Below are 10744 nucleotides of genomic sequence, written 5' to 3'. Positions count from 1 at the left end.
CCCGCCGCGCCGGGCGCGGACTGGGCGTGCGCGGCGACGGCGCGGCGAATCTTGTCGATCAGGCCCGCGTCGATCACGGGCAGGGTGGGGACGACCCAGATCCGCGGATCGAGCGGGTCGCTCAGGCGCTCGCATTTTACGGCATCCTTCTCGGTGATCAGGATGGCGTCGGCGGCGCGCGCGACGGGATCGTCGGCGAACGGGTCTTCGGCGAAGTCGTAGTGGTCCGGCAGCGGCATGGTGTCGGGCTGCAGGCCGGCGCCGCGCAGGCTGGCGAAGAAGCGCTCGGGGTTGCCGATGCCGGCCGCGGCCAGCACGCGCTGCCCGGCGAACGCCGACAGCGGCCTGGCCAGGGCAGGGTCGGCCAGTTGCCAGGCGTCCTGCAGTTCCAGGCGCATGCCGTAGACGTCCGGCCGCGCGGGGCTGGCGCGGAAGTCCGGGTCGTTGATGAGGGTGGCGTCGCGCTGGCGCGAGAGCGGCTCGCGCAGCGGGCCGGCCGGCAGCAGGAAGCCGTTGCCGCCCATGCGCGTGTCGAACATCACGATCTCGAAGTCGCGCTGGAGCTTGTAGTGCTGCAGGCCGTCGTCGAGCAGCAGCACGTTGACGCCGGGGTGCGACACCAGCATGGTCTGCGCGCACAGCGCGCGGTCGGGGAAGACCCACACCGGCACGTCGGCCGCGCGCGCGATCAGCAGCGGCTCGTCGCCGACGTCGCGCGCCTCCGAGGTCGGCTTGACCCGGCGCGGGTGCTTCAGCGTGACGCCATAGCCGCGCGAGACCACGCCTGGTCGCAGGCCGGCCTCGGCCAGCGCGTGCGCGAGCGCGATCACGGCCGGTGTCTTGCCGGTGCCGCCCACGGTCACGTTGCCCACCACCACCACCGGCATTGGTAGCCGCGTGGACTTGTACCAGCCGCGCCGGTAGGCCAGCCGGCGCCAGCCGCTGACCAGGCCGAAGAGCCACGAAAGCGGCAGCATCAGCCAGGCGAACCAGCCGCGGCGCTGCCACTGGGCGGTCACGAAGTCGGCGAGGGCGTGGCGGGGAGCGGGCATGGGCGTCGGGGGAGGGTCTGGGGAAGCGTCGGAGGGGGGCGTCAGGAAAGCGTCAGGAAAGCGGCGGACGGTGGCGAAGGATACGGGAACGCGCCGGGAACGGCGCGCAACGAGCGGGGCAACTGCGGCAGCCGGCCGGTGCGGGCCGGCCGCGGCGAGGCCGCCTTATCCAACCATTATGGGCACCTTCCGGCGCCCGCGGCAAGCCGGGGCTTGCCGTGCGCCGCGGCGAGCCCCGGCGTCGCCTCAGCGCGCCTGCGAGCTCTGCGTGGCGAAGGTCAGGCGCGGCAGGCCGGCCAGGCGCGCCGCTTCCATCACGTTGATGACCGACTGGTGGCTGGCCTGCGCGTCGGCGTTGACGATCAGCACGGGCGGCTGGCCCTCGCCGCCGCCGGCCACCTCGCGCAGGCGCGCGGCCAGGCTGGTCACGTCCTGCTGCTCCATGACCTGCTTGTTGACGGCGTAGACGCCCTTGGCCGAGACCGACACCACGATCTCGCCCGGGCGCTGCTGGGCCTTCTCGGCGTCGGCGGTCGGCAACTGGATCTGCAGCTCGGTGTAGCGCGAATACGTGGTCGTGATCATCAGGAAGATCAGGATCACGAGCAGCACGTCGATCAGCGGGATCAGGTTGATCTCCGGCTCTTCGCGCCGCTGGCGGGAACGGAAGTGCATGGCGGGCGTCAGGCGCGGCGCTGCGGCAGGATGGCGTCGAGGAACGCCGTGGCGCGGAATTCCAGCTCGGCCACGTAGTCGTCCACGCGGCGGCGGAAATAGCGCCAGAAGATCAGCGCCGGAATCGCGATGATCAGGCCGAAAGCGGTGTTGTACAGCGCCACCGAGATGCCGTGCGCGAGCTGCTCGGGGCTGGCGCCGGCGCCGCCCTGGCTGCCGAAGATCTCGATCATGCCGATCACCGTGCCCAGCAGGCCCATCAGCGGCGCCACCGAGGCGATGGTGCCGAGCGCGTTGAGATAGCGCTCCAGCTCGTGCGCCACCGCGCGGCCGGCTTCTTCGACCACTTCCTTGGCGGCGTCGCGCGAGGTGTGGGGCTGCAGCACGACGTGGCGCAGGCCGGCCGCCAGCACGCGGCCCAGCGGCGAGTTCTGCTCCAGGGTGCTCACCACCTCGGGCGTGGCGCGGCGCTGGTGCGCCACCGTCAGCGCTTCCTCGTACAGCTTGGGCGGCAGCACCTTGCTGCGCTTGAGGCTCAGGAAGCGCTCGACGATCAGCGCCAGGGCGATGACCGAGGCGATCAGCAAGGGCCAGATCGGCCAGCCGGCCGCTTGAATGATGGAAAACACGTGGAACCCCGAAATTCGACGGCTTGTCTGCACGCCAGCCGCCGCAGCCGCACGCGCGCTGGCTCTGTATTGAAAAATCAGGCGCCACTCTAACCCGCGGCATGGCGGCGCGGCAAGACGCCATGCCACGGTGTCTCGGCGGCGCATCGCCGCGCCGCGCGGGATGTCCACACAGGACAGGGACAGCGTTGTGGATGGATTGTGGACAGCTATCTGACAAGCCGCTCAACGTCTTGATTCGAAAGGGAAAACAATCGCCAGCCTAAAAAACGGGCAGCGCGCCTGTGACGCCGGCGGCCCGCCGGCGCCGCGCCGGCACGCGCGGCCAGGTTTCGGGCTGTCCACATAAAGGCAGGACAGTGTTGTGGAGCGGTTGTGGACAGTTGCCGGAAAACACAGTTAAGTCATTGATTCGGCAGCGGCTTCCCGTGGCTGCTCAAAAAACGGGCAGAGAGAGCCCGGCAGCACTTGGGCGCGTCGTCAGGGGGAGGAATCCGAAAAACTTCCGCCATGTCGACCGCTTTCCACATTCGTCCGGGACAGTCTTGTGGACGGGTTGTGGACAACCGCCGGAGAAGCGGGTTAAGCCATTGATAACAAAGGCCGGAATCCAGCATGCCCAAAAAATGGGCAGCAGCCGGGCAGGCCGGTTTCCGGGGTGCCCGGCGCGATTCCGGCTGAATATGGTTCCGGCAGCACTTTTGATGGTCTTTACATCGTGTTTACGGTTTACCCACAGCCGGCGGACCGGTGGCCGCCAATCTATCCACAGGCACGGGCCTTCCGGCAAGGTTGTCCAGAGTTCCTGTGGATAACTTTGTGAACAAGCCGGGGGCGCAGCCGGTAAGTCGTTGACGCATAAGGGGTTTGCTTACATTGCTCAAAAAATAAGACAGCAGAAACCACATAAGAATCAAAGGCTTGTGTCAAGTCATGCGGCTTTGCGGGTCGACGGGCCGCCCCCCGCCAAGAGACTTGACAGAGCGGTTATGCTGTGGACATGTCAATTCCACGCCGCATGCCCGGCTGCGCCCATGTCTGAATCGCTGAACTTTTCGCGTGAATCCCAGCCTGCGGCGCCCGCGGGCGGCCGCGAAGCCATCCCCGTCGGCGAACTCAACCACGCCATTTCCCAGGTGCTCGAACGCAATTTCCCGCTGCTCTGGGTAAGGGGAGAAATCTCCAATTTCACCCGCGCCGCCAGCGGGCACTGGTACTTTTCGCTCAAGGACGCGCGCGCGCAGATCCGCTGCGTGATGTTCCGCGGGCGCAACCAGCATGTCGGGTTCGTGCCGCGCGAGGGCGAGGCGGTGGAAGTCCGGGCGCTGGTGTCGATGTACGAGGCGCGCGGCGAGTTGCAGCTCGGCGTGGAAGCCATGCGCCGCGCGGGCCTCGGCAATCTCTACGAAGCCTTCCTGCGCCTGAAGGAGAAACTCGCGCAGGCCGGCCTGTTCGCGCCCGAGCGCAAGCGCCCGGTGCCGGCCCATCCGCGCGCCATCGGCGTGGTGACGTCGCTGCAGGCCGCCGCGCTGCGCGACGTGCTCAGCACCCTGCGCCGGCGCGCGCCGCACGTGCCGGTGGTGGTCTATCCGGTGCCGGTGCAGGGCGCGGGCGCCGCCGAGAAGATCGCCGCGATGATCGATACCGCCAGCGCGCGCAACGAATGCGACGTGCTGATCCTGTGCCGCGGCGGCGGCAGCATCGAAGACCTGTGGTCGTTCAACGAGGAATGCGTGGCGCAGGCCATCGCGCGCTGCGCCGTGCCGCTGGTGTCGGGCGTGGGCCACGAGACCGATTTCACCATCGCCGATTTTGTCGCCGACGTGCGCGCGCCCACCCCCACCGGCGCCGCCGAGCTGGTCAGCCCCGACCGCGCCCACATGCTGATGCAGGCCCTGCGCGCGCGCAACGCGCTGGCCCAGTGCATGCAGCGCCAGCTCGACCGCCGCGCCCAGGGCCTGGACTGGCTGGCGCGCCGCCTGCGTAGCCCGCAGGCGCAGTTGCAGGAGCGCCGCCTGCAGGTCGACAACCTGATGCGGCACCTGCGCAGCGCGCTGCGCGACACCGTGGCCGCGCGCCGCCACCAGCAGCAGGTGCTGGCCATGCGCTGGGCCGCCGGCCGCCCCGACCTGGCGGCGGCCCAGGACGAGCTGCGCCGCGTCGCGCTGCGCATGGGCGACGCCGCGCGCCGCCAGCACGAGCGCGCCGGGCAGCGCTGGCAGCGCGCCGCCGGCGCGCTGGAACTGCTGGCGCCGCAGCGCACGCTCGAGCGCGGCTACGCCGTGCTGCTCGACCAGCGCGGCCACGCGCTGCGCTCGCCGGCCGAGCTGCGCGCCGGCACCACCATCGAGATCCACCTGGCCGAAGGCGTGGCCGACGCCGGCATCGCCAGCGTCCAGCCGCGCCTGGGCGAGGTGTAGCGCAGGCGGGCCGCGGCGGCCTTCGCGGGCGTCGGCGGCCCACCGACAGCGAACGCATATCGATGAACCTAATATGTTCGAGGGGGCTTTGTTTCCCGCGTTTGCGCGGGTCTGGCAAGTCCCCTACAATCGACATCTCCCGTCCTTCAACCCCACAGAGACAAAACAATGGAACATACTCTCCCCCCGCTGCCCTACGCGCATGATGCGCTCGCTCCGCACATCTCCAAGGAGACCCTGGAGTTCCATCACGACAAGCACCACCAGACCTACGTCACCAACCTGAACAACCTGATCAAGGGCACCGAGTTCGAGAACTCGACCCTCGAGGAAATCGTCAAGAAGTCCTCCGGCGGCATCTTCAACAACGCCGCCCAGGTGTGGAACCACACCTTCTACTGGGACTCGCTCAAGCCCAACGGCGGCGGCCAGCCGACCGGCGCGCTGGCGGCTGCCATCAACGCCAAGTGGGGCTCGTTCGACAAGTTCAAGGAAGAATTCACCAAGACCGCGGTCGGCACCTTCGGCTCGGGCTGGGCCTGGCTGGTCAAGAAGGCCGACGGCTCGCTGGACCTGGTCTCGACCTCCAACGCCGCCACCCCGCTGACCACCGACGCCAAGCCGCTGCTGACCTGCGACGTGTGGGAACACGCCTACTACATCGACTACCGCAATGCCCGCCCGAAGTACGTCGAGGCATTCTGGAACGTGGTGAACTGGGACTTCGCCGGCAAGAACTTCGCGGGCTGAGCGCGAGCGCCTGCCGTGGCGTGAATCCGGACAGCGGCGCCGCGCCGGGAAAGCCCGGCCGCGCCGCCCGAAGCCCGGGTGCCGCCATGCTTCGAAAGAAAGCCCTCCAGTCGTGAGGGCTTTCTTTTTGCCTGCGCGCCGGGAATAAAAAAGGCCCTCGATTCCGAGGGCCTTGCATCCGCGCGCATCGCCGCCTTACTGCGCCGTCCAGCCCCCGTCGGCCACCCAGGCCGCGCCGCGGATCTCGCTGCCGAACGGCGAGCACAGCATCAGCGCGAGGTTGCCGAGCTGCGCGGGCGTGACGAACTGGCCCGACGGCTGCTTTTCGTCGAGCAGGCGCGCCTGCGCCGCGGCCGGCGTCAGGCCCTCGCGCGCGGCGAGGTCGTCGATCTGCTTCTGCACCAGCGGCGTCAGCACGAAGCCCGGGCAGATCGCGTTGCAGGTCACGCCGGTGCGCGCGGTCTCGAGCGCGGTGACCTTGGTCAGGCCGACCAGGCCGTGCTTGGCCGCCACGTAGGCGGACTTGCCGGCCGAGCCGACCAGGCCGTGCACCGAGGCGATGTTGATGATGCGGCCCCAGTCGCGCGCGCGCATGCCGGGCAGCGCGCAGCGCGTGGTGTGGAAGCCCGAGGTCAGGTTGATGGCGATGATGTCGTCCCACTTCTGCGGCGGGAAGGCCTCGACCGGCGCGACGTGCTGGATGCCGGCGTTGTTGACGAGAATGTCCACGGCGCCGAAGCGCGCGCCGGCCGCGGCGAACATCGCCTCGATCTCGTCGGCCTTGCGCATGTCGGCCGGGTGGTGCTCGGCCTGCGCGCCGGTGGCGCGGATGGCGGCCAGGGCCGCGTCGATGTCGCCGAAGCCGTTGAGCATGATGTTGGCGCCGGCCTGCGCCAGCACCTCGGCAATGCCCAGGCCGATGCCGCTCGTCGAGCCGGTGATCAGCGCCGTCTTTCCTTTCAGGTCTGTCATGGGATTTGCGTGTATGCGTGGGGATTTCGCCCGCGCGTCATGTCCGCGCGGGCGGCTTGCGTGCCGGGCTCAGACCAGGCCGGTGAGATAAAAGACCGCGATGACGAAGAATACCGCGAGCGTCTTGATGACGGTGACGGCGAAGATGTCGCGGTACGACTCGCGGTGGGTCAGTCCGGTCACGGCCAGCAGGGTGATGACGGCGCCGTTGTGCGGCAGCGTGTCCATGCCGCCGCTGGCCATCGCCACCACGCGGTGCAGCACGTCGAGCGGGATGCCGGCGGCCTGCGCGCCCTGGATGAAGGTGTCCGACATGGCGGCCAGCGCGATGCTCATGCCGCCCGAGGCCGAGCCGGTGATGCCGGCCAGCGTGCTGACCGAGACCGCGGCGTTGACCAGCGGGTTGGGGATGCTCTTGAGCGCGTCGCTGACCACCAGGAAGCCCGGCAGCGCGGCGATCACGCCGCCGAAGCCGTATTCCGAGGCGGTGTTGAGCGAGGCCAGCAGCGCGCCGGCGACGGCGGCCTTGCTGCCTTCGGCGAAGCGCTGGCGCACGGTGCCGAACGCGGTCAGCACCACGACCACGATGCCCAGCAGCAGGGCGCCTTCGACGGCCCAGATGGCCGTGACCGAGGCGGTCGGGATCGAGACCGGCTTGGCCAGCCCCGGCAGCGAGAGCGAGCTGGTGGCGCCGTACCATTGCGGGATCAGGCGGGTCAGCGCGAAGTTCGCCACGCCCACCAGCACCAGCGGCGCGATGGCCAGCACGGGGTTGGGCAGGTGCGTGGTGGCCACCGGCTCCGGCTCGTTCACCAGCGAGGTGCCGTAGCCTTCGCCGCGCGCCACCGCCGCGCGGCGGCGCCATTCGAGGTACGCCAGGCCCACCGCGATGATGAACAGCGCGCCGAGCACGCCGAGCGCGGGCGCGGCCCACGCGGTGGTCTTGAAGAACGTGGTCGGGATGATGTTCTGGATCTGCGGCGTGCCCGGCAGCGAATCCATCGTGAACGAGAACGCGCCGAGCGCGATCGCGCCGGGCATCAGCCGCTTGGGAATGTTGCTCTGGCGATAGAGTTCGGCGGCGAACGGATAGACCGCGAACACCACCACGAACAGCGATACCCCGCCGTAGGTCAGCAGCGCGCACACCGCCACGATCACGGCGTTGGCGCGCGCGCTGCCGATGTAGCGGATCGCGGCGGCGACGATCGAGCGCGAGTATCCGGACAGCTCGATGACCTTGCCGAACACCGCGCCGAGCAGGAACACGGGGAAGTACAGCTTGACGAAGCCCACCATCTTTTCCATGAAGATGCCGGTGAAGGCGGGCGCGACCGCGGACGGATCGGTGAGCAGCACGGCGCCGAGGGCGGCCAGCGGCGCGAACAGGATGACGCTGTAGCCCCGGTAAGCGGCGAACATCAGGAATGCAAGGGCTGCAATGACTACGACAAACGACATGAGGTCTCCGCGAGGATCTTATTGATTTGAGCGCGCGCCCACGGCCGGGAAACCGGGCGCGCGCACGGCGACGGTCCGGCCCGCGGCAAGGGCCGCGCGGCGGGCGCCGCATGCCTTTGCACGGACCATGCCAGTGCGGGAAGTGGCTGACGAGCCATAAATCCGCGAAAAAGGTGGACGGAAAGGCATAACGAAGTCTCGAATCGTGGAATCTGGATGGCGGATGTCCGTGCCACGCCGCGCCGCAGTCTCGGATATGAGAAACTTTGTCTCAATGTGGAGACAAAAAGCAAAGACGATGGCAACGACGGAGACGATGGAAACACTGAGCGAGATCGGCGACAGCGCGCTGGGCAACTACGATTCCGTGGCCCGCCGCGCGATGGAGTCGCTGTTCCGCACCTTCGAGAATTTCAGCGAAGGCACGATCGTGGTGGACGCGCAGGGCCGCGTGGTGTGGATCAACAAGCGCTATGCCGCGCGCTTCGGTTTCGCCGACCCGCGCGACGCCATCGGCCTGGATTGCGAGCGCGTCATCCCCAACAGCCTGATGCGCGAGGTGGTGGCGACCGGCAAGCCGATCCTGCTCGACATCCTCGAGACCGGGCGCGAGCCGATGATCGTGATGCGCCTGCCGATCAAGGACGGCGACGGCAACACCGTGGGCGCGGTCGGCTTCGCGCTGTTCGACGAGCTCAAGTCGCTCACGCCGCTGTTCCTGCACTACTCGCGCGTGCGCGAGGAGCTGGTCGCCACGCGCCGCACGCTGGAACAGGCGCGCCGCGCCAAGTACACCTTCGCCAGCTTCGTCGGCACCTGCGCGGCCACGCTGGAGGTCAAGCGGCAGGCGCGCCGCGCCGCGCTGGCCGACGCGCCGGTGCTGCTGCTGGGCGAGACCGGCACCGGCAAGGAACTGCTGGCGCATGCCATCCACGCCGCCTCGGCGCGCGCCGAGCGGCCGCTGGTCACGGTCAACGTGGCGGCCATCCCGGAAGCGCTGCTGGAAGTGGAGTTCTTCGGCGCCGCGCCGGGCGCCTATACCGGCGTCGACCGCAAGGGCCGCATGGGCAAGTTCGAGCTGGCCGACGGCGGCACGCTGCTGCTCGACGAGGTCGGGGACATGCCGCTGATGCTGCAGAGCAAGCTGCTGCGCGCGCTGCAGGACAAGGAGTTCGAGCCGCTCGGCTCCAACCGCATCATCCGCTCCGACGTGCGCATCATCGCCGCCACCTCGGCCGACCTGCCGGCGCTGGTGGCCGCGGGCAAGTTCCGCGCGGACCTGTATTACCGGCTCAACGTGCTGCCGGTCTACCTGCCGCCGCTGCGCCGGCGCCAGCCGGACCTGGTGCCGCTGACCTACGCGCTGCTCGAGGAAATCTGCGCGCGCGCCGGGCGCGACGCGCCGGTGCTGTCCGACGCGGCGCTGGCGCTGCTGGCCGGGCATGACTGGCCGGGCAACGTGCGCGAGCTGCGCAACGCGCTGGAGCGGCTGGTGATGATGCACGACGCCGACGATGCCGACGCGCAGGTGCTCGCCTCGCTGCTCGGCCGCGAGCCGGCGCCGCCCGCCGCGCCGGTCCCGGCGGAACCGTCGCCGGCATCGTCGTCCACATCGTCCGCATTGCTCGCATTGCCGGCTTCCCCGGCCGCGCGGGACTTGCCGGCCGCGCCGCCGGCAGCCGCGCCGGCCGGTTACGCCGCCGCGATGGCGCGCTTCGAGGCGGACTACCTGATGCAGGCGCTGGCCGCGCATGGCGGCCACGTGGCCAGCGCCGCCGGCAGCATCGGCCTGAGCCGCGCCGCTTTCTACAAGAAGCTGACCGCGCACCGGCAGGCCGGGCTGCTGCCGCCCGAGGCCGCCGCCGCGCCCGCGGCCGGCGGCCGGGAAGGCTAGCGCGATCGGGGCTGGTGCCGGCCGCCCGCCGCCGCCTTGCGGAATCGTTCGCGCCGGTGCTTAAACCGTATATACTGTTTATATCGTTTTCGTTTCGTGAAAGAATCTGGATGCATTCCCCCATCATCAAGGCGCCGACCGACACAACCTTCTACTTCCCCATGAGCATGGATACTCCCGGCAAGCAGGCAGCAACGTCCCCCCGCAAGGCCCGCAAGACCTCCGCCAAGGCGGCTCCGGCCGAGGCCGCGCAGGCCGCGGCAAAAGCGCCGAAGGCAGTGAAAGCCGCCAAGGTGGAGAAAGCGGAAAAAGCCGTGAAGCCGGCCAAGGCGCCGAAGGCGGCCAAGCCCGCCAAGGCACCCAAGGTCGACAGCCCGGCCAAGCCCGCCGAAGCCGCCAAGGCCCCGGCCTCGGTGGCGGCCAGGCCGGAAGAAAAGGCCCGCCGCGCGAAGAAGGAAAAAGTGGTGCGCGACAGCTTCACCATGCCGAAGTCGGAATACGGCCAGCTCGACGCGCTCAAGGAGCGCTGCCTCGGCGCCGGCGTCGCCGCCAAGAAGAGCGAGCTGCTGCGCGCGGGCCTGATCCTGCTCGCCGGCCTCGACGACCAGCAACTGCTGGCCGCGGTCGCGGGCCTGGAAGCGGTCAAGACCGGGCGTCCCGCCAAGGCCTGATTCTCGACGCTGGCCGCCCGACGCCGGCTGCCCAACGCCTGACCCGGCGCCGGGCGGCCGCGCCTACCTGACCAGCGCCAGCACGTCGCGAAAGCGCGCGTGCCGGCTGCTGTGCATCCACTCGAAGGCCGCCATCTCCACCGTCACCACGGCCGCGCCGGCCTGCCGCAGGCGCTCGGCCGCGGCGGCGTGGCTGGCCGGCTGGCGCGAGCCGGCCGCG

Annotated in this window: 9 protein-coding genes; 4 read left to right on the top strand and 5 right to left on the bottom strand. The window is 69.6% G+C overall.

Annotation, left to right across the window (positions count from 1 at the left end; genetic code table 11):
• The 3 genes from lpxK to K206_RS0109250 form a co-directional block, all read right to left on the bottom strand.
• Positions 1 to 1052 (bottom strand): tetraacyldisaccharide 4'-kinase (lpxK, locus tag K206_RS0109260; RefSeq protein ID WP_020202135.1); only part of this gene is annotated, 1052 nt, incomplete at its 3' end.
• A 246-nt stretch (positions 1053 to 1298) separates the two neighbouring features.
• On the bottom strand, positions 1299 to 1727 hold the full coding sequence (locus tag K206_RS0109255) for a biopolymer transporter ExbD (RefSeq protein ID WP_020202134.1): 429 nt from the start codon (positions 1725 to 1727) through the stop codon (positions 1299 to 1301).
• Positions 1728 to 1735: 8 nt separating this feature from the next.
• Complete coding sequence (locus tag K206_RS0109250; protein WP_020202133.1) at positions 1736 to 2356, bottom strand: MotA/TolQ/ExbB proton channel family protein; 621 nt, start codon at positions 2354 to 2356, stop codon at positions 1736 to 1738.
• 1034 nt (positions 2357 to 3390) lie between these two features.
• Between K206_RS0109250 and xseA the strand changes: the two genes are divergently transcribed.
• Both xseA and sodB read left to right on the top strand, forming a co-directional pair.
• Positions 3391 to 4776 carry an exodeoxyribonuclease VII large subunit gene (xseA, locus tag K206_RS0109245; RefSeq protein WP_020202132.1) on the top strand — a complete coding sequence of 462 codons (1386 nt, stop codon included), beginning with the start codon at positions 3391 to 3393 and terminating at the stop codon, positions 4774 to 4776.
• A gap of 168 nt (positions 4777 to 4944) precedes the next feature.
• Positions 4945 to 5526, top strand: coding sequence for a superoxide dismutase [Fe] (sodB, locus tag K206_RS0109240; protein WP_020202131.1), 582 nt, complete (start codon positions 4945 to 4947; stop codon positions 5524 to 5526).
• A gap of 195 nt (positions 5527 to 5721) precedes the next feature.
• On the opposite strand, the gene K206_RS0109235 is transcribed toward sodB, so the two are convergent.
• Positions 5722 to 6498 (bottom strand): 3-hydroxybutyrate dehydrogenase, encoded by a 777-nt coding sequence (locus K206_RS0109235; RefSeq protein WP_020202130.1) that lies wholly within the window; start codon positions 6496 to 6498, stop codon positions 5722 to 5724.
• A gap of 69 nt (positions 6499 to 6567) precedes the next feature.
• Positions 6568 to 7959, bottom strand: coding sequence for a GntP family permease (locus K206_RS0109230; protein WP_029043404.1), 1392 nt, complete (start codon positions 7957 to 7959; stop codon positions 6568 to 6570).
• A gap of 298 nt (positions 7960 to 8257) precedes the next feature.
• On the opposite strand from K206_RS0109230, the gene K206_RS0109225 reads away from it, so the two are divergent.
• On the top strand, positions 8258 to 9853 hold the full coding sequence (locus K206_RS0109225) for a sigma-54 interaction domain-containing protein (RefSeq protein WP_369796873.1): 1596 nt from the start codon (positions 8258 to 8260) through the stop codon (positions 9851 to 9853).
• 14 nt (positions 9854 to 9867) lie between these two features.
• A complete protein-coding gene (locus tag K206_RS0109220) occupies positions 9868 to 10524 on the top strand; it encodes a hypothetical protein (protein ID WP_369796872.1) in 657 nt (218 codons plus the stop codon).
• The last annotated feature ends 220 nt before the right edge of the window (positions 10525 to 10744 follow it).

The sequence above is a fragment of the Cupriavidus sp. WS genome (assembly GCF_000395345.1).
In the GTDB taxonomy this organism is placed as follows: Bacteria; Pseudomonadota; Gammaproteobacteria; order Burkholderiales; family Burkholderiaceae; genus Cupriavidus; species Cupriavidus basilensis_B.
The sequence above is the reverse complement of the archived record's forward strand: the minus strand, read 5'-3'. Positions and strand labels throughout refer to the sequence as shown.

Coding starts and splice junctions, on each gene's coding strand:
- K206_RS0109255 (WP_020202134.1), bottom strand. CDS start 1,727: ATGCACTTCCGTTCCCGCCAGCGGCGCGAAGAGCCGGAGATCAACCTG.
- xseA (WP_020202132.1), top strand. CDS start 3,391: ATGTCTGAATCGCTGAACTTTTCGCGTGAATCCCAGCCTGCGGCGCCC.
- sodB (WP_020202131.1), top strand. CDS start 4,945: ATGGAACATACTCTCCCCCCGCTGCCCTACGCGCATGATGCGCTCGCT.
- K206_RS0109235 (WP_020202130.1), bottom strand. CDS start 6,498: ATGACAGACCTGAAAGGAAAGACGGCGCTGATCACCGGCTCGACGAGC.
- K206_RS0109230 (WP_029043404.1), bottom strand. CDS start 7,959: ATGTCGTTTGTCGTAGTCATTGCAGCCCTTGCATTCCTGATGTTCGCC.
- K206_RS0109225 (WP_369796873.1), top strand. CDS start 8,258: ATGGCAACGACGGAGACGATGGAAACACTGAGCGAGATCGGCGACAGC.